Here is a 17,248-nt window from a genome sequence, read left to right on the forward strand (position 1 = left end):
GTTCATCCAGCAGCGCCATCGCGCACGGACATTGCCTTCTCCCGGAGGAACGGCAGGATCGCGCCCGCAAGCGGCCATGAGCGCCGCGCGGGCACGGAGGGACTATGCGTTTCGGCAAGGCAGCGGTCATGGGGATGCTGGCGCTCATGCTGTCCCCGAGTGCCAGCGCCGGAGACGAGCCCCCATCGCAGCCCCCCGCCTTGCCCGCGCATGTGACATCAGCCCGGATGAGCGCCCCGGATGCGCCGGGCAATGCCGGGAGCTGGATGTCCCACGGCCGCAGCTATGACGAGCAGCGTTATTCCCCGCTGACCCAGATCAACGATCGCACCGTCGGGCGCCTCGGCCTTGCCTGGTACGACGATCTGGCGACTTATCGCGGCGTGCAGGCGACGCCGCTGGTGATCGACGGAATCATCTACAATGCCTCGGCCTTCAACATCGTCACGGCCTATGACGGGCGCACGGGCAGGAAGCTGTGGACCCATGACCCGCAGGTCGAGCGGCAGTGGGCGCGCCTCGCCTGCTGCGGCCCCAGCACGCGTGGCATCGCGGCGTGGAAAGGCAGGATCTACATCGCGGCGCTCGACGGGCGGCTGATCGCGCTGGACGCCAAGACAGGCAAGCCGGTCTGGACCGTCCAGACCTTCGATCGCGCTTATCCCTATTCCATCACTGGCGCGCCCCGCGTCTTCGACGGCAAGGTAGTGATCGGCCATGGCGGCGCCGATTATGGCGTGCGCGGCTTCGTCTCGGCCTTCGATGCGGAGACGGGGCGCCGGCTGTGGAAATTCTACACCGTCCCCGGCAATCCGGCCGACGGGCCCGATGGCGAGGCGTCGGACAGCGCCATGAAGATCGCGCGCCCGACATGGCACGGGCAATGGTGGAAATATGGCGGCGGCGGCACGGCGTGGGACAGCTTCGCTTATGATCCGCGACTCAATCTCGTCTATATCGGCACGGGCAACGGCTCGCCCCTTTCCTGGCATTTCCGCAGCGAGGGGAAAGGCGACAACCTGTTCCTCTGCTCCATCGTCGCGGTCGATGCCGACAGCGGCGCATATAAGTGGCACTATCAGATGGTGCCGGAGGAGGACTGGGACTTCACCTGCACCCAGCCGATGATGCTCGCGGACCTGCGGATTGGCGGCAAGTCTCGCCAGGTCATCATGCAGGCGCCCAAGAACGGCTTCTTCTATGTGCTGGACCGCAGGACAGGAGCGCTCATCTCGGCCGAGAAGTTCGTGTCGGGGAACTGGGCGAGCCACGTCGATCCAAAGACTGGCCGGCCGGTGCTTTACCCCGGCGTCCACCTCACCACCACGCCGCAGCGCATCACGCCCAGCCTCCTTGCCGCGCATAGCTGGCATCCCTGGTCGTTCAGCCCGAAGACCGGCCTCGTTTATTTCCCGGCCATGGAGCAGTCCATCGTCTATGCACGCCAGCGGGACGCGGATTTCCGTTTCGTCCCGTTCCGCAACAATGCCGGTTATGACTATGCGGGCGCCACGCCGGAGAATGCCGCCCTCCGCCGGAAGCTGCAGGCCGAGGCGGACGCCATGGAGAAGGGCTATCTTCTGGCCTGGGACCCGGTGAAGCAGCGCGAGGCCTGGCGCGTGCCATATTCCCTGCCCGGCTCGGGCGGCACGCTCGCGACCGCGGGCAACCTCGTCTTTCAGGGTACGATCGAAAAGACATTCGCCGCCTATCGGGCCGACGATGGCCGCAAGCTCTGGGAGATGCCGGTCGACAATGTCGCCATCGGGGGACCGGTCACCTATGAGATTGACGGCGTGCAATATGTCGCGGTGAATGTCGGCTGGGGCGGCTCGATCGTCGCGGGCCTTTCGAAGATTCCCGGCGGCTTCCGCGTCTCGCCCGCGCGCCTGCTCGTCTTCCGGCTGGATGCCTCTGGTGTCGCCTTGCCGCCCCTGCCGCCACCCACGGCCCTCCCCCGCCCGCCCTTCCTGCGCGCCAGCGAGGAAGAGGTGCGGCTCGGCGCGCAGCTCTATGGAGAGACGTGCGCGCGCTGCCATGGCGAAAATGCACGCGGCGGCCTCAAGGACCTGCGCTACATGACCAGCGAGACACATGCGCAGTTCCTCGACATCGTGCTCAAGGGGACGCGCGCCGCGCAAGGCATGGCCGGCTTCAGCGATGTGTTGAGCAAGGCGCAGGCGGAAGCCATCCACGCGTTCCTGATCGCGCGGGGTAACGAGGACTGGCAGGACGACGCGGCGCGGAAATGATCCTCTCGACCGGCTATCCTGCTCGGGGATCGGGGATATGGTTGCCCGAGGGAGACCCCAGGCGTGTCCAGGCTTCATGATCGGCAAAGCGCGGCGGTGCGTTGGCTGCGACTGCCCGCAAGCCCGCCAGATCGGCAATGACGATGCGCCCGCGCGACCGCTGGACATAACCGGCCTGGTCCAGCCGCTTGAGCGTGCGATTCACATGCACCGGCGTTATCCCCAGCAGATCGGCGAGATGCTGCTGGGTCAGCGGCAAGTCGAAGCCATCCGCGCGGGTCAGCCCGGCGGCGTTCAGACGACTGTGCAGATCGAGCAGGAAGGCCGCGAGGCGCTCCAGCGCCGAAGCCGCCCCAATCCATGAGAGGGACTGCATCAAGGCCACCCTCTCCTTCTGCGTGCTCAGAAACAGTCCGACCGCAAGTCTCGGATTCTCGATGAACATGCGACCAAGAGCAGGGCAGGGAATCACGCTCACGACGACGTCAGTGAGGGCCTCCAGCGTCTCCCCCGCACGTGAGAGGGAGAGGCTTGGCATACCCAGCATGTCGCCGGGCAAATGGACTTTCACGATCTGACGCCGACCCTCGCGAAGCATCATGGATGACGCGACCCAGCCTTCCATCAGGAAGAAGATTCCCCCCACATGATCGCCCTCGCGCCGGATCGCGTGGCCCCGATGGATCTTTCGACTGGACGCCGCGAACCGCCGGACCAGCCCCTCGTCCGAACCCGTCAACGGTACGAATTCTTCCAGACGATGATAGGGCGGTTGCATGCGGTTCTCCGGTAATCCGCCGCTCCCATCGGGAAGAGTTCAAGGCCTTGCATTTACACAGGTTAGTTTGCGGAAATGCCTTTCCGCCCCCCTCACCGGCGCCTGGTCGCGAACCAGATGACATGGCGCGGTCCCTTGCCGTTATCGCGCGCTTTCACCGCCACTTCCTCCACCACAAAGCCCGCAGCGCGCAGGCGGCGCGTGAAGGCTTCGTCCGGGCCGGCCGACCAGACGGCAAGGATGCCGCCGGGCCGCAGCGCCCGCATGGCGCGGGACAGCCCGCTCGCGGAATATAAGCGATCGTTCGCGGCCACCGTGAGCCCGTCCGGCCCATTGTCGACGTCCAGCAGGATCGCATCATAAGTCCCCTGCCCCGCATCGATCAGCGCGGCAACGTCATCCTGGACGAGATTCACCCGGGGATCGTCCAGGCAGCCGGCGGTCAGGTCGGCCATGGGCCCACGCGCCCAGACGATGATGTCCGGCACCAGTTCGGCAAGCGTGATCGTCTCGCCAGCATCCATCTTCGCGAGCGCGGCCCGCAGGGTGAAACCCATGCCATAGCCGCCGACGAGCAGATGCCGCTTTCCGCGGCCGGGCAATCGATCCAGCGTCATGACGGCCAGCGCAGCTTCCGATCCGCTCATGCGACTGTTCATCAGTTCATTGCGATCCAGCACGATCATGAAATCATTGCCGCGCCGGAACAGACGCAAGGGCTCTCCACCGGGAACGTCGGCGATTCCAAGAAGTTCGCGGGGCTGCATGGATCATCCTTTCCGGTCGCGCCGATGGCCGGCGCGCACGCTCCCCACTGGCAGCTTGGCTTCCCGGACGCAAATATCGCGGTGCAAATGATCGCGCAAACGGCCCCGGGGCGCTATTGCGCTCGCGACTCCCTCTCACCACCCCTGGATGCACATGCGATATTTTCTCGATACCGAATATAATGGCTTTGGGGGGATGCTCATCAGCCTTGCCCTGGTCCCCGAGCATGGCGATCAGGAATTCTACGTTTCGCTGCCGCTGCCTGAGGCCATTCACCCATGGGTCGAGCGCAATGTCATTCCCTATCTGCGTCATGTGCCCCCGGGCGTCGATCATGTGCTTGACCGCGTACAGGCCGCAGAACAGCTCGAGGCTTATCTTCAGGGAGATCCCGACCCGTGGATCCTGGCCGACTGGCCTGAAGACCTTGCCCACTTCTGCGCGCTGATGGTGACGGGGCCGGGCCAGCGCATCAATCTGCGGAGCCTGCGCCTGGAACTGATCGATGCGACAGGGTTCAGCAGTGCGCGAAACAGCAGCGTCCCCCACAATGCGCTGCACGATGCGCGGGCGCTGCGCGGATTCTGCTTGTCGGAGTAGGAATCTCCGATTGGGCCTGTCGAAAAGCGGTCTCAGGCGGCGGCAGGCCGTCGCGGCGTAGCGGGCGCGGGCTGGCTGTCCGGCTTACTGCCCCGTCCAGCTCGGCAGATCGAGCGTGAAGCGCGCGCCCTGGCCCAGTGCGCTTTCCACCGTCACGTCGCCGCCCATGGCACGGGCGAGCCGGCGCGAAATGTAGAGGCCTAGGCCGCTGCCTTCCTCGCCGCTCAGGCCCAGACGCTCGAACCGTTCGAAGATGCGCTCATGGTCGGCGGGATCGATGCCCCCGCCCTGATCCGCCACCACGACCCGCGCGCGGCCATTCTCGACATCGACACGGACCCAGACAGTGCTGTCCCCCGGCGAATGACGCACCGCGTTGCCGACCAGATTGACGAGGATCTGCAGGACACGCCGATATTCGGCACATGCCGGCGCCCGCTCTCCAAGAGGCGGTGTCTGGATGCGGACATGGCGAGCGGCGGACTTGAGGTTCAGCAGGCCGGCGGCGCGACGGGCCATATCGGCCAGGTCGACTTCCTCCTTCGCTGTCGTGAAGCCCGGACGCTCGATCGCCTGCAGGTCGGCAAGGTCGTCGATCAGTTCCAGCAGATGCCGTCCTGCCGCCGCGATATCCGCGGCATAATTGGCATAGTCCTGCCGCAGGGGGCCTTGGAGCTGCCCACTGATCGTGCTGGCATTGGCGATGATCCGCCCGATCGGCTGGCGCAGGGCCTGATCGAGCCGCCGGCCAAGATCGGCGCTGAAGATCCGGCCTGCCTCCGCCGATGACGGGCTGGCTGACGCGGCGGACAGGTCGGTATGGATGACGGCCGGGACTGCCTGTCCACGATAGCCCGTCAGGCCGCCGACATTGTCGAACAGCGGCTCGCCGAACAGGCGATAATGAATGGACGGATCGGCGCGCAGCCGTGCCGGCTGATCCCGGAACGGCACCCGCAATGCCAGCGCCTCCAGAAGCGGCATGGCCGGGTTCTCATCCTCTGCGACGATATCCAGCAGGAAATAGCCCGTCAGCGGCTCGCCGGACCGTGGCGGCTCGTGCCCGATCACTTCCGCTTCCTGAGAGCGTCGAAAACGCAGCCGTGCGTCGACTTGCCAGGACCAGCCGTTCGCGCCCTCCTCCCCCGGCGCAGGGCTGAGATCGCCAGCGGGTTCCTCGGGCGCGCGGGTCTGCCAGTCGACGATGGTCAGCGCATAGCCTTCCCCGTCGGGACGGATCTGGACCCACATGCTGGCATCGGATGCTCCGTCGACAACTTCGACCGCGCGGGAGACGGGAATCGACAAGCGGCGGACGAGACGGACCAGTTGCGCGAGCGCCGGCACGGCCAGCGGCCCGTTCGGATCGCCGCCCGCCTCGACCTGCAGGCGCAGAAGCGCGGCATCTGCCGAGAGGATGGAACCTTCATGATCCAGCCGAGCCTGCGCGGCGGGCTTGAGCGCGATCATCGCACGCGGTCCAGCAGCGCGAGTTTGTCGGCCAGGGCACGGGGTCCGGACATCCGGTCAAGCCATGAAACGGCGCGATCGGAGGTATAGCGGCGATAATCCTCGATGAAGGCGACCAGCGCAGCGTCGCCGCCCGCCGCCATGCCATTCAGCGGCGCGAGCAGTTCGGCGGCGCGGAAAGCGACGGCATCGCCCACCCGCATGAGGCGCAGCAGGGCGAGGCGCGGCTCATCGCGAAGGTCGATCATGGCGTCGAGCACGTCGTCAAGCGGCAGTCCCGTCTCGCTTTCTGCAAGCGCGGCGAAAAGCAGAAGCCTGGCGTCCACGAGAGCGGCCGATGCCAGCGCATGGCGCGTCTCCGAGGGAAGGCTCCGCGCGCAACGGCGGGCCAGCGCGAAGGCGCCCTGGCCTTCGTCGTGGCGGCCGATCAGCTGTTCGGTCGCCCGCGCGATCGCCTTGACCGCCGCAGGCGCTTCGAGGCCGGGAAAGCGCTCGCAGCCCCGGATCAGCAATGCGGCAACCGTCCATGCGAGATCATGATAATGCTCGGCCGGAAGGTCGGGCCGCATCGGCGCATCCAGCAGCATCGGCGCAGACCAGCGCTTCTCCGCTATGCCAAGAGCCGTCAAGGCCTCGATATAGATGTCATTGCCAGCACCGGAAGCCAATGCAGCAAAGCTCGCCGGGCCGCCCGGCGCGTCATCGTTACGCAGCAGCAGCGCCACCGCGGCGCGTCGACGCAAATGACCCAGCAATTCCGGAGAGAGCAGGTCGAGATCGCTCTCGATCGCACGGCGGGCATAGCCGGTCCCGAGATCGGAAAGCAGCGCCTCGATATGCGGATCGCCCACGTGCAGGCCGATGGCGAGCTCGATCGTGTTCATCATCCCGGCGAGATGGAACCGGGTTTCGGCGAGCAATGCGTCCGTCCACCGGCGGGGCGCAGCCGCGGCGAGCCATGCGAGATCGGTGCCGTGGCGGACATCCTCGATCAGGCGACGCGAGAGGCGCGCGGCTGGCCGTTCGCCCACGCCATAGGGGCGCTGCTCGACGGGATCATTGGCCATGCTCATGGCACGTGCTTAACGCCACAGCCTTAATAGGCCCTAAATTCCCGGCGTGGATTCAGCAGGAGCGCTGCATGCGGCGCCCGTCTCACGCCACCTTCTGCACGCCCGGGAACAGGCGTATGGTGACGATCAGCGCGCAGAGCGCTGCGAGCAATGCAAAAGCGCCGTCCGGCCGACCGAGAAGATAGCCCAGGAAAATGATCAGTGTCGCGGCAGGCACGGTGAGGCGGGCCCAGCGGGTCCACAGACCTGCCGGTGGCGCCCGCTCATCGGCAAGCGCCAGCACGCCGATCAGGAAGACCGGCAACCCGGCGCCCGCCAGCATCAGCGGCTGACCTCCCGAAAGATGCAGGCCCGACAAGGCAAGAAGAGCGAGGCCAGCCCCGTGCACCAGCCGCTCGCGCCACGGCGGGCCGGCGACACGCAGTGTCACCAGCGCGGCCTGTCGGGCCAGATCGCATGTGCCCAGAGCCAGTAGCATCACGCCGAGCGCGGAGATCATCCAGCCGCTCAGGCCCAGGGCAAGCCCTGCCGAGGCAAGCAACAAGGAGAGGGCAACCGGCAGGGAAGGATCGATCTGCCTTCGCACCAGTTCGCGCACCATCGCCCGGGAGACAGGCGCGAGCAGGCTGCCGAGCCCGCTTGCGCGTCCGGAAAGATCGGCCTGACTGCGGTCGCTGAGCGCCTGCAGCGCGAGGTCTGCGCTCTCCTGGTCATGGACCAGCGCGAGCCGCCCCTCCATCACCATTTCCGGCGACAGCGCGACGCGCGCAATCCCATCCTGCACGGCCCGACGCAGCAGAGTGAGGGCCAGATCCCATTCGCCGAGCATGTCGATCGTGGCCAGCACGCGAGTCGCGGGAAGGCACAGCGCGCCGCCCCAGACGGCGCCACCATCGATGCGCTCCAGGTCGCTGGTAGCAGGAACAGCAGGCAGCGCCAGCACTGCCGCCGGCCCGGCCACGAGCAATGATGCCAGCGTATCCGGAGGGAGAATGATATTCTCGGCAATGAGAAGCACGCGGTCCTCGGGAGCGAGGCTGCGAGCGAGAATGGTCATGTCCTGGAAAAGCGCCACCTCGGGTGCGCGCGGGCCGCCAATCTGATCGACAAGCCGGGAGAGCTCCGGCGTAACCTCATCCACATGAATGAGCACGCGTTCGGCTCCGGCCGCGACGGCCAGGCGCGCCTGATACCCCACGAGCGGCTGTCCCCCGAACTCGATGAGCGAGCCGGACCGATCGCCATCAGCATGGTCGCGCGCGCCATCGCGCGCACTGAGCAAGGCAACAAGCGCCATCCGACGTGCTAATCCAGGGCTTTCGACATGCCTCCTGTCTGACGGCGAGACAGCCTGAATGCAAGCGGAGGGCGTGAACGTCTTGCGCAGACAGGCCGCGCGGGCTGGCCGGGACGGCGAAGTGCCGATCGCCGGCGAACGCTCCTAACAAAAAGCCCCGCCAAGGCGGGGCAGTGTTGACCGCTGCTCGGGTCTGCAGTGGACAGCGGGCGTCGATGAAACGTGCTGCCGGCGCGTTGGTTGCATGCCGCGCGTGCGAAATGAAAAAAATTTCCGGCGGGCGTTCAGTCCCGCGTTTCGCCTTCGACCAGAGCGATCGCATCGCGGATGCGCCGCAGGATGACCGGATCGCCGGGGGCACTTTCCAGGGCTTCGTCAGCGAGGTCCATCACGCTGTTCACGCCGAAGCTCGCGCACAATCCCTTGAGCTTGAGAGCTGCCATGGTCCAGTTCGCGTCGCAGCGGGCGCGGGCCAGAAGATCGAGCTGCCTTTCGGCGCTTTCCATGAACGCGCGGCGCAATTCAGCGATCAGCGCGAGGTCCGATCCGACAGCCGCGGAAAGGGCTGCTTCAAGAGTGCCGGGGTCATAAGCCATGCGCTGAAAATAGGGCGGCAAACGTAAACAGGGCGTAAAATTCGGTTCCACGGCGAGGCTAAAATGTTAAGGACAAGCCCATGACAGGGCGCAAAAAAGAGAATAATCCGTCCCACTCAGGGACAGGGGGCCCGGACTCCGAACCGGCAAGGGATGCAGACGGCATGAGCCATGACTGGCTGGCGCGATTGCGCGAATCTGACTCCGGATGGAATGAACCGGCCTTTCCGGATCGCTTCCCGCGGAGCGATGGCCAGACGGCTGCGTCTCTTTCGGAACAGGCTGCCGTGGAGGAAACCTCTTATTCTGAAGAATCCGGACGCGGCTTCGTGCGTCTCGCCGGCCTGGGACTGGTTGCGCTCGCAGCGATCGGCTGGATTGCGCTCGTGGCGGCAAGCGGCGTCGATCCTGACATCGCGCTTCGCTTCGCGCCTCTCGTCAATCTGGTTGCGGTTCTTGCCGCACCGCTGGTGCTGCTCGGCGGGCTTGCCGCATGGCTTGCGAGGCCGCGTCGCGATCAGGGCATGAACCCCGCGATGCTGGCCGGCGCGCGGGATACGGTCGGCCAGGCTGAACGCGCCGCCATCCGGCTCGGCGAAGCCCAGGCCCTTTTCATGAACCAGACACGCGATTTCGCGGCGATGGCGGACCAATCTGCCGGCGCGATCCTCGGCACCGTCCAGGCCATGAGCGCCCAGACCGCCCAGATCGAGCAGAGTACGGGTGCTTCCATCGCGACCCTCACGGACCTGAGCGAACGGATCGCGACGATGAGCGAGGCGCTGCCCCGCCTTGAGGACCGACTGGCGACACTGGGGGAGACGCTGGCCCGGACTAGCGGCGAGATCGGCCATCGCCACGATTCGCTTGATCAGCAGCTCCAGTCCACGGCTCTCATCGCCGAGGAAGTGCGGCTGCAATTGCTCGATGCAGGCAAGGCCCTGGGGGACCAGCTTGCTGATCTGCGCGAGGGCACGCGAACGGCCGGCGAGGAACTGGCCGGTCTCTCGGAGCTCTCCTCCGCGCGGATCGATCTGACACTCGATCGGGTCAAGGGCGTGCTCGCTTCGACCCAGGAGCGCATCGAGGCGCAGAATGTCGCTCTTGCCGCGCTGGTCGAGGAGAGCCGGGCGAGCATCGATCGCGCCGCCGGCAACGCGCATGAGCGCTTCGCCGAGCATTGCCGCAAGATCGAAACCATTCTCGATGCGCTGGACGCCCGGATCATGGGCCAAACTGAGAAGAGCAACGCCTGGCTGGAGAGCACGGCGCGCGGGGTTACTGAACTGGCCGGCGAGTTCAATGCGCTGGAACAGTCCGCCATGGCGCGCACCGAACGGCTGTCCTCGACGATGATGCAGCTTTCCGGCGACACCCGGCGGCTGGTGGATGCCATCGAGGACGGCCACGGCAGTTCCGAGCAGCTCGTCCGTCGGGCCGAGGCCTTGCTGGTCGCGCTCGATTCCGGGGTCCGCGAGCTGGATGAGAGCTTGCCGACGGCGATGGGGCGCGTGGAAACGCGGCTCGGCGCCCTGCATGACCGCATCCGGGACGCCAGTCCGGCCATCGAAGCCGTGGAAGCTGTCGCCACCGGCGTCGTCAGCCAGCTTCGCGAGTCCGACGATCTCGCCAAGGGCCATGCTGCCGCGCTCGGCGAGGCGCTTCAGCGCTCCCAGCAGGCTCTTGCGGCCCAGAAGGCGGAAGTCGCGGCGCTCGCGCAAGCCGTGGGCGAAGCGAGCGACAGCATGGCGCGGCTGGGCGAGTCGGTCGGGCCGCAGATGATCGAGGCGCTGCTGCGCGTGCGCGAAACGGCCGATGCCGCTGCCAACAGGGCCCGCGCGGCGATTGCGGAGGCGATCCCGGCAGCCGCTGCCGCGTTGGGCGCAGCAAGTGGCGAAGCCATGGACAAGGCCGTCGGGCAGGTCGTGACGGATCATCTCGCCCGGCTGACGTCCGTGGCGGACGAAGCCGTGAAAGCGGCTCATCGCGCGACCGACAAGCTCACCCGGCAGATGCTCACCCTCACCGATGCCAGCCAGACGCTCGAGCGGACCATTGCCAGCAATGCCGAGCGGATCGAGGGGCAGGACCGCGAACTGATGGCCGAGCGCTCGGCCCGCCTGATCGCCTCGCTCAACGAACGCGCGATCGACGTCAACAAATGGCTCGACAAGGATGTCTCCGAGGCGGACTGGACGGCCTATCTCAAGGGCGATCAGGGACTGTTCGCCCGGCGGGCAACGAGGCTGGTGAGCAGCGCGGACGCCAAATATGTCCATGCGCTCTACAATGAGGATGCGGATTTCCGCGAGCATGTGAACCGCTACATCCATGACTTCGAGGCCCTGCTGCGCACCGTGATGGCGACCAGAGATGGCAGCACGCTCGCGCTCACCATGGTGTCGTCGGACATCGGCAAGCTGTACGTCGCGCTGGCACAAGCCATCGAGCGCCTGCGCGCTCACTGAGCCTGCGGTGCGGGATGTCCCGCCCGGTCTCTAAACCCGGCGTCTGCGCGTCGGCGCATGAAAATCGCATGGCTTGTCAGCGATCCAGCGCAGAAATGAAGCCATCGCCGGAGCTGCCTGCAAGGCGGCGACATCGTCGCCGGTGCGTTGAAGCTCGCCATTGCTGAAATTGGCATGGATCGCTCGGTGGCAGATCGGATGCACGGGCCGGGTCAGGCGCCCGCCCTTCACTTTCGGGACCGGGTGATGCCATTCGATGCGTCGGCCGAGCAATCTCCCACAAAGCCAGCACCGCACTTCCGCTTCCACGGGGCCGGCATCGGCCCTGTGATCATGCGGACCGCGCTTTTCCTTCCCTCTCGCCATGGCGCAATCAGCGGGCCAGTGCCTCCGCCCGCCCCCGCCAGGCTTCCGCCAGCACCGGCATGCGCGCCAGCGCAGCCACGCCGGCAGGGTCTCGCTTGTGCCCTCCCCCGATGAGCAGGGCGAATATCCGCGCAACAGGCCAGTCCGGATGCGGCCGTGCAACGAGAGTCATAGGCTCGCCGGCCTGCACGTCACCCTCGCGCAGCACGCGCAGATAGAGGCCGCAGCGGCCGCTCGCCACGGCCTTTGCCAGCACGTCGTTGCGGCCGAAGCGATGATTGAGCTTGGAGCATGGCTGGCGCCCGTGGCTGATCTCCAGCAAGGACGTCCCCAGTTCGAAGCGGTCGCCAAGGCAGAGGTCGACTTCCGTCGCGCCGCGCGTCGCGAGATTTTCGCCGAAAGCTCCCGGGCGCGTCAGCAGGTCATGCGACCCTATCGCCTCGCGCCACCAGCCATAATGTTCCTGCGGCACCAGATGCACCGCCTTGTCATGCCCGCCATGATGGACGGGATCGGCCACGGTGTCGCCCTCCAGCCCCAGCCAGCCGATCCGCACCGGACCTGCCACGGGCACTTTCCCCATCGCGCTGGTCACGCCGGGCGCGAGCAGCGCCGGTCGACCGGTGAGAACGGCATCCAGGCCGAGAGACAGGGATGGCAAGGCCATGGGAATTCCTACTCCCGGAACATCAGCATGCGGATCTGCTTGAAGGGCAGGTCCCCATAAGTGAGCAATGTGTCGTGGAAATGCTTCATCGAATAATGCTCGCCCATGCGGCGCTTATATTCCTCGCGCTGCTTCACGATTTCCAGCTCCCCGATGATCTCGCGCCCCGGGGAAGCCGGTGTCTGGGAATCCCGCTGCACCTCGATGAAGGCATTGGTCGGCTCCATGCCGATCTTCTCGACATAAGCGGCCACGGCCTGATCAAACGTCATTTCGCCCCGGGCCATGCGCAACTTGGTGAGAATGCGCTGGACGCGCCACATGCGCATCTGCCGCCGCGCCATTCGTGTCTTGAGCTCCTCCATATAGGGCAGCGTCTTGTAGTACCCTTCTTCCTCCATCAGTCGCTCGAGATAGAAGGACCAGGACTGGCTGAAATAGGCGCTCCGATAAGCGCGCCGCATCGGCCGGGTGACATGCTGGTTGCGCGAGGCGATCTGCACATTGTGGCCCAGCCATTCGTGATAGGAGATCACGTGCGTCCAGTAGGGATTATAGCTCTTGATGCGGCTGGCCCGTTCCTCTGGCGTGAGGATGTCTTCGAGCGGGGTCAGCACATAATATCCTGATTGCCGGCCCGCCACGGTCGGTCCACCGGTGGCGCCGCCGAAGGATAGGATCCGCCTGCCCATGGGCGGGGTCAGCCGCGCGCCATAATCGATATAGTCGGGGATCGTGACGATGTGCGCGCCGGGACCGCGCAGCCAGTCGCTCATCATGTCCACGTAGCGTTGCGCCATCGGCACCACATGATCCCATGGCGGCGCCTCGTTCTTCATCGCTTCCCACGTCATGCGCAGGTCGCCGCTCGGATGGATCTGGCGCGCTAGGTCGCGCATTTCCGTGAGGAGGACCCGCTCCTCCCCTTCGGCGATCCTCAGCATTTCTTCGACGCTGTAGTCGTCCAGCTGTTCCTGCACGAACTGGTAGAACTCGATTTCCTCGGGCTTCCACGCCGGCGCGCGCGTCGAGCGGGGCAGCAGGTCCGTCTTCAGCCAGCGGGCGAAGTCATCGACGGCCGCAAGCGCCGGGCCGGTAGCGGCGATGAGGTCACGCTTCACTGCCGGGTCGTCGGTCGACACCGTGGGAACATAGTCCTTCAGCAGGAGCCGTGCATAATAGGCCTGATAGATGCCGTTTTCCGTCCATGTCCGGGCGGGATTCTTCAGATTCTGCTTTGCACGGGCCAGCACCGCCGGCAGCGCCCGCAATTCGCTTGCCGCTTCCTTGACCGCGCCGTCGGACAGCGCCCCGGGGCGAATGAACAACCGGTTCGTCTTCTCCAGCGCGAAGACGAAGGCGGGAGTCACTTCATGAAGACGCAGCGTCTCCATCTCGAAGAGGCGCGTGCGCACATGCGCAATGAGCAGGTCATGATCGACCTGATCGTCCAGCCCCAGCCGGTCCCGATCGATCTCGCGGGCCTTGGCCAGCACGCCGCGATAGGCCTCGGCGGCAGCGGCGAAGGCCGGCGTCCCCGGCTCCCCTTCCCTGACCGCCAGTGCCTCGGTGATCACCGCCTCCAGCGGCTGCGCGGACGACGCGGGTTGGGCAGCGAGGCGCGACGAGGGGAAGATCGCCATGCAGACGATGGCGAGGCAATGAAGCAATCGGAACATCTGAACCCTCCCGGCGCGCCGCGACGTACGAAAATCGCCGGACGCGAGGCTATCGCCGCGCCGCAAGCCGGTCAACGCCATGTCCCGGCATCGGATCACGCCACTCACGCCTGGCGCCCATGTCGCAGCCCCCCCGGGCCTTCAGGCCGGTTTGCGGAACATGGTGATGACCATCTCCCGCGCAACCTGAAGCCCGCAGCGCCGGTAGGTCGCGATGGCCGCTACGTTGTCCGCGTAGCAATGGAGAAATGGGCGCAGGCCCTGTGCGGCGAGGCTGGCCATGGCCGTGCGCGACATGAGCATGCCGAGCCCCCGCCCCTGCGCGTCGGGATGGACACACACGGCACTGACCTCGCCATGTCCCTGCAGGCGCATGCGCTCGCCTGCCATGGCGATGAGCCGTCCGCCCTCCTCCCGCACGCCCCAGAATCGTCCAAGCACATGGGTCCGCGCGGCGAACGGGCCGGGCTGGGTCAATTCGGCAAGCGCGCGCATCTCCGTCGCATCCGCTTCGCCGAGCGCGATGATCCTGGGATCGTCCACCGGCGGGGGCGGATCGAGGGCCACCATCTGCACGGCAGCGGACATGCGCTCCAGCACCGTACCCGGCGGATGAGGCACGCTATCGCGCTCGATCATGGCAAGCAGTTCGCCGGGCGCGGCCAGCGCGGCGATGGCGGCAAGACCGGCCTCATCGAATGTGCGCATGGCCGCGAGAGGCCCGATATCGGGCAGGAAACGCACCGCATGATCGTTGCGCCGGGCATGATGTGCCTGAAGACCCGTGAGCGCATTCCAGACCGGCCGGTCGAGGGGCGAGTCAGCCATGCCTCGTCTCCCCGCCAGCGCCTGCCGCGGCGATCCGTGTGTCGAGTGACCGCACTGCCAATGCCTCCTCCATTCGCGCAATCTGGTTGAGGAAATCGGGGCCCGCTGCGTCGCACAGCGCCGAAACCGCATCCCGGACGGCGGGAAACAGGCTGGCGGATAGATCCGCCATCAGCGCATCCCCGGCCGGGCTGATCGCGACGCGCCGCTGTCGCTTGTCACGCCGGACGCCGGTAACGATGACGAGCCCATCCTTCTGCAGGGCGGCCACGATCCGGCTGACTCCCGGCTGGCTGATCCCCAGACGCGCGCTCAGCGCTCCGACGGGGAGCGGTCCTTCCTCCCGCAACGCCCAGAGCAAAGGCAATTGCCCCGGCTGCACGGCGAGCCCCCGGGCCACGAGTTGCGATGCCACACCGCTCTGCAGGCGCTCGCCCAGCCGCTTGAGACGGCTGCCAAGGCACAGATGTCCAAACTCTGCGATCAGGTCGCCCGCATTATCACCGGTTTCGAGATTTTCCATACGCCGCTATATATCGCGCTATTCTTTCAAGGGAAGTCCGTCATTGGGAAGTGCCGGTGAAGGCACCATGAGTGGCTTCCGGCTGCTGCAGCGGCCCGACACGCGCGCGTGAACCCGAGCGCAATCAGCGCTCACAATGGACCTTTCCTTTCTCGCACCGGGGCGCTATAGGCGCGCGCTTCCTGTCCTTGGTGACAGGGAGCATGCGGGAGGAATGCCCTTGGGCCATCCGCTTGACCGCTAAGCTTGAACCGGATGCATGCCTCGCTTGCGCGGCGCATCCACTACAGAGTGAGACACATGGCCAAGAAAATCACGGGCTACATCAAGCTCCAGGTGCCCGCTGGAGCCGCCAATCCCTCGCCGCCGATCGGCCCTGCGCTGGGTCAGCGCGGCGTCAACATCATGGAATTCTGCAAGGCGTTCAACGCTGCGACGGAGAAGGAGCAGAAGGGCACGCCCCTGCCGACCATCATCACCGTCTATGCGGATCGCAGCTTCTCCTTCGTCACCAAGAAGCCGCCGGCAACCTATCTCATCAAGCAGGCCGTGAACCTGAAGTCCGGCTCGAAGGAGCCCGGCAAGGTCTCTGCCGGCAAGATCACGCGCGCTCAGCTCGCCGAGATCGCCGAGGCCAAGATGGCCGACCTCAATGCGAATGACATCGAGGCAGCGACGAAGATCATCGAAGGCAGCGCCCGCGCGATGGGCCTGACCGTGGTGGAGGGCTAAGCACATGGCGAAGATCAGCAAGAAGGCAAAGGCTCTGGCAGCGGCCGTGAACAGCGAGAAGCTGCACGGCGTCGATGAAGCGATCGCGCTCATCAAGACCCACGCCACCGCCAAGTTCGACGAGACGGTCGAGGTCGCGATGAACCTCGGCGTCGATCCGCGTCACGCCGACCAGATGGTCCGCGGCGTCGTCACGCTCCCGGCCGGCACCGGCAAGGAAGTCCGCGTCGCCGTGTTCGCTCGCGCCGACAAGGCGGAGCAGGCCAAGGCTGCCGGCGCAGAGATCGTCGGCGCCGAGGATCTGCTCGAGCACATCCAGGGCGGCAATTTCGACTTCGACCGCGTGATCGCGACGCCCGACATGATGGGTCTCGTCGGCCGCCTCGGCAAGGTGCTGGGTCCCAAGGGCCTGATGCCAAACCCGAAGCTCGGCACCGTCACGCCGAACGTCGCCGAGGCCGTCAAGGCGGCCAAGGGCGGCCAGATCGAGTTCCGCGTCGAGAAGGCTGGCATCATCCATGCCGGTCTCGGCAAGGCCAGCTTCTCGAACGAGGACCTGCGCAAGAACTTCGACGCGTTCGTCGATGCGATCGTGAAGGCGAAGCCCTCGGGCTCGAAGGGCAAATATGTCCGCAAGATCGCGCTCTCGTCCTCGATGGGGCCGGGCGTGAAGGTGGACGTGGCGGAAGTCGCCAGCGCCTGATCTGCCGGCACCGGCGCTTCCAGGCGCCGAACCAACTCACAAATTCCCCGTCGCGACCCGATCGCGGCGGGGTTTTCTTTGCCAAGGCCAATCAGCGCCTTCCAGGCCTGTTCGCGCCCGGCATCCCTTTTCCTCACGCGCACTGACGTCTTGCAATCTCTCCTCTCTGATATGCATCCCGTCTTCCTTGCTTTTCCCTGTCCTACACCCCCTCCGCCATGGCAGCCCTGCCGGAGACCTCTTCCCGTCGAAGGAGACAAGGCCATGCGCGCATCTTTCCTGCTGAATGACTTTCGCCCTCCGGTCAGGCCACACGGCCTTGCCGGGACCGCCCCTGGCATGCGGCGCATCGCCCCTTCCGCAACGGTCACGGAAGCGGAAGATGACACTGACGGGTCGTCATCTTTGTAAACTTCCAGAGCGCAGCACCGGGCTGGACCGCCCGGCC

Annotated in this window: 16 protein-coding genes; 5 read left to right on the forward strand and 11 right to left on the reverse strand. The window is 66.1% G+C overall.

What is annotated here, in order from left to right; all coding sequences use genetic code 11:
• Window positions 1-104 precede the first annotated feature (104 nt).
• Window positions 105-2,252 (forward strand): PQQ-dependent dehydrogenase, methanol/ethanol family, encoded by a 2,148-nt coding sequence (locus HNP60_RS10085; protein WP_184153228.1) that lies wholly within the window; start codon window positions 105-107, stop codon window positions 2,250-2,252.
• 13 nt (window positions 2,253-2,265) lie between these two features.
• On the opposite strand, the gene HNP60_RS10090 is transcribed toward HNP60_RS10085, so the two are convergent.
• A complete protein-coding gene (locus tag HNP60_RS10090) occupies window positions 2,266-3,030 on the reverse strand; it encodes a Crp/Fnr family transcriptional regulator (RefSeq protein ID WP_184153231.1) in 765 nt (254 codons plus the stop codon).
• 92 nt (window positions 3,031-3,122) lie between these two features.
• On the reverse strand, window positions 3,123-3,797 hold the full coding sequence (locus HNP60_RS10095; RefSeq protein WP_184153234.1) for a spermidine synthase: 675 nt from the start codon (window positions 3,795-3,797) through the stop codon (window positions 3,123-3,125).
• A 154-nt stretch (window positions 3,798-3,951) separates the two neighbouring features.
• Between HNP60_RS10095 and HNP60_RS10100 the strand changes: the two genes are divergently transcribed.
• Window positions 3,952-4,398, forward strand: a complete 447-nt coding sequence (locus tag HNP60_RS10100) for a hypothetical protein (protein ID WP_184153237.1) — start codon at window positions 3,952-3,954, stop codon at window positions 4,396-4,398.
• Window positions 4,399-4,482: 84 nt separating this feature from the next.
• Here HNP60_RS10100 and HNP60_RS10105 read toward each other — a convergent pair whose 3' ends face one another.
• The 4 genes from HNP60_RS10105 to HNP60_RS10120 all read right to left on the reverse strand — a co-directional run bounded on the left by HNP60_RS10105 (window position 4,483) and on the right by HNP60_RS10120 (window position 8,834).
• Complete coding sequence (locus HNP60_RS10105) at window positions 4,483-5,868, reverse strand: sensor histidine kinase (RefSeq protein WP_184153240.1); 1,386 nt, start codon at window positions 5,866-5,868, stop codon at window positions 4,483-4,485.
• Window positions 5,865-6,941 (reverse strand): hypothetical protein, encoded by a 1,077-nt coding sequence (locus tag HNP60_RS10110; protein ID WP_184153243.1) that lies wholly within the window; start codon window positions 6,939-6,941, stop codon window positions 5,865-5,867. The genes HNP60_RS10105 and HNP60_RS10110 overlap by 4 nt, the downstream gene beginning before the upstream one ends.
• A gap of 82 nt (window positions 6,942-7,023) precedes the next feature.
• Window positions 7,024-8,238: a hypothetical protein gene (locus HNP60_RS10115; protein ID WP_184153245.1), complete on the reverse strand. Its 1,215-nt coding sequence runs from the start codon at window positions 8,236-8,238 to the stop codon at window positions 7,024-7,026.
• A gap of 284 nt (window positions 8,239-8,522) precedes the next feature.
• Entirely contained in the window at window positions 8,523-8,834 is a 312-nt protein-coding gene (locus HNP60_RS10120; protein WP_184048659.1) for an Hpt domain-containing protein, read from the reverse strand.
• A gap of 329 nt (window positions 8,835-9,163) precedes the next feature.
• On the opposite strand from HNP60_RS10120, the gene HNP60_RS10125 reads away from it, so the two are divergent.
• Window positions 9,164-11,302, forward strand: coding sequence for a coiled-coil domain-containing protein (locus tag HNP60_RS10125; RefSeq protein WP_184153248.1), 2,139 nt, complete (start codon window positions 9,164-9,166; stop codon window positions 11,300-11,302).
• A gap of 30 nt (window positions 11,303-11,332) precedes the next feature.
• Here the strand turns inward: HNP60_RS10125 and HNP60_RS10130 are convergent, their stop codons facing one another.
• The 5 genes from HNP60_RS10130 to HNP60_RS10150 form a co-directional block, all read right to left on the reverse strand.
• Window positions 11,333-11,668 carry an HNH endonuclease gene (locus HNP60_RS10130; RefSeq protein WP_260394835.1) on the reverse strand — a complete coding sequence of 112 codons (336 nt, stop codon included), beginning with the start codon at window positions 11,666-11,668 and terminating at the stop codon, window positions 11,333-11,335.
• Between the two features lie 7 nt (window positions 11,669-11,675).
• Complete coding sequence (locus tag HNP60_RS10135) at window positions 11,676-12,335, reverse strand: MOSC domain-containing protein (RefSeq protein WP_184153254.1); 660 nt, start codon at window positions 12,333-12,335, stop codon at window positions 11,676-11,678.
• Between the two features lie 8 nt (window positions 12,336-12,343).
• On the reverse strand, window positions 12,344-14,014 hold the full coding sequence (locus HNP60_RS10140; protein ID WP_184153257.1) for a DUF885 family protein: 1,671 nt from the start codon (window positions 14,012-14,014) through the stop codon (window positions 12,344-12,346).
• Between the two features lie 141 nt (window positions 14,015-14,155).
• Window positions 14,156-14,842: a GNAT family N-acetyltransferase gene (locus HNP60_RS10145; protein WP_184153260.1), complete on the reverse strand. Its 687-nt coding sequence runs from the start codon at window positions 14,840-14,842 to the stop codon at window positions 14,156-14,158.
• Complete coding sequence (locus HNP60_RS10150; RefSeq protein WP_184153263.1) at window positions 14,835-15,365, reverse strand: MarR family winged helix-turn-helix transcriptional regulator; 531 nt, start codon at window positions 15,363-15,365, stop codon at window positions 14,835-14,837. Before HNP60_RS10150 ends, HNP60_RS10145 begins: the two co-directional genes overlap by 8 nt.
• A gap of 300 nt (window positions 15,366-15,665) precedes the next feature.
• Between HNP60_RS10150 and rplK the strand changes: the two genes are divergently transcribed.
• Together rplK and rplA are read left to right on the forward strand one after the other, a co-directional pair.
• The gene (gene rplK / locus HNP60_RS10155; protein WP_184048641.1) at window positions 15,666-16,097 is read left to right on the forward strand and encodes a 50S ribosomal protein L11; all 432 of its coding nucleotides are present in this window, start codon (window positions 15,666-15,668) and stop codon (window positions 16,095-16,097) included.
• A gap of 4 nt (window positions 16,098-16,101) precedes the next feature.
• On the forward strand, window positions 16,102-16,800 hold the full coding sequence (rplA, locus tag HNP60_RS10160; RefSeq protein WP_014076428.1) for a 50S ribosomal protein L1: 699 nt from the start codon (window positions 16,102-16,104) through the stop codon (window positions 16,798-16,800).
• The last annotated feature ends 448 nt before the right edge of the window (window positions 16,801-17,248 follow it).

The sequence above is a fragment of the Sphingobium lignivorans genome, from assembly GCF_014203955.1.
Lineage (GTDB): Bacteria > Pseudomonadota > Alphaproteobacteria > Sphingomonadales > Sphingomonadaceae > Sphingobium > Sphingobium lignivorans.

What these genes read in the sequence shown, in the direction of transcription:
- HNP60_RS10085 (WP_184153228.1), top strand. Translation starts at nt 105, where the DNA reads ATGCGTTTCGGCAAGGCAGCGGTCATGGGGATGCTGGCGCTCATGCTG.
- HNP60_RS10090 (WP_184153231.1), bottom strand. Translation starts at nt 3,030, where the DNA reads ATGCAACCGCCCTATCATCGTCTGGAAGAATTCGTACCGTTGACGGGT.
- HNP60_RS10095 (WP_184153234.1), bottom strand. Translation starts at nt 3,797, where the DNA reads ATGCAGCCCCGCGAACTTCTTGGAATCGCCGACGTTCCCGGTGGAGAG.
- HNP60_RS10100 (WP_184153237.1), top strand. Translation starts at nt 3,952, where the DNA reads ATGCGATATTTTCTCGATACCGAATATAATGGCTTTGGGGGGATGCTC.
- HNP60_RS10105 (WP_184153240.1), bottom strand. Translation starts at nt 5,868, where the DNA reads ATGATCGCGCTCAAGCCCGCCGCGCAGGCTCGGCTGGATCATGAAGGT.
- HNP60_RS10110 (WP_184153243.1), bottom strand. Translation starts at nt 6,941, where the DNA reads ATGAGCATGGCCAATGATCCCGTCGAGCAGCGCCCCTATGGCGTGGGC.
- HNP60_RS10115 (WP_184153245.1), bottom strand. Translation starts at nt 8,238, where the DNA reads ATGGCGCTTGTTGCCTTGCTCAGTGCGCGCGATGGCGCGCGCGACCAT.
- HNP60_RS10120 (WP_184048659.1), bottom strand. Translation starts at nt 8,834, where the DNA reads ATGGCTTATGACCCCGGCACTCTTGAAGCAGCCCTTTCCGCGGCTGTC.
- HNP60_RS10130 (WP_260394835.1), bottom strand. Translation starts at nt 11,668, where the DNA reads ATGGCGAGAGGGAAGGAAAAGCGCGGTCCGCATGATCACAGGGCCGAT.
- HNP60_RS10135 (WP_184153254.1), bottom strand. Translation starts at nt 12,335, where the DNA reads ATGGCCTTGCCATCCCTGTCTCTCGGCCTGGATGCCGTTCTCACCGGT.
- HNP60_RS10140 (WP_184153257.1), bottom strand. Translation starts at nt 14,014, where the DNA reads ATGTTCCGATTGCTTCATTGCCTCGCCATCGTCTGCATGGCGATCTTC.
- HNP60_RS10145 (WP_184153260.1), bottom strand. Translation starts at nt 14,842, where the DNA reads ATGGCTGACTCGCCCCTCGACCGGCCGGTCTGGAATGCGCTCACGGGT.
- HNP60_RS10150 (WP_184153263.1), bottom strand. Translation starts at nt 15,365, where the DNA reads ATGGAAAATCTCGAAACCGGTGATAATGCGGGCGACCTGATCGCAGAG.
- rplK (WP_184048641.1), top strand. Translation starts at nt 15,666, where the DNA reads ATGGCCAAGAAAATCACGGGCTACATCAAGCTCCAGGTGCCCGCTGGA.
- rplA (WP_014076428.1), top strand. Translation starts at nt 16,102, where the DNA reads ATGGCGAAGATCAGCAAGAAGGCAAAGGCTCTGGCAGCGGCCGTGAAC.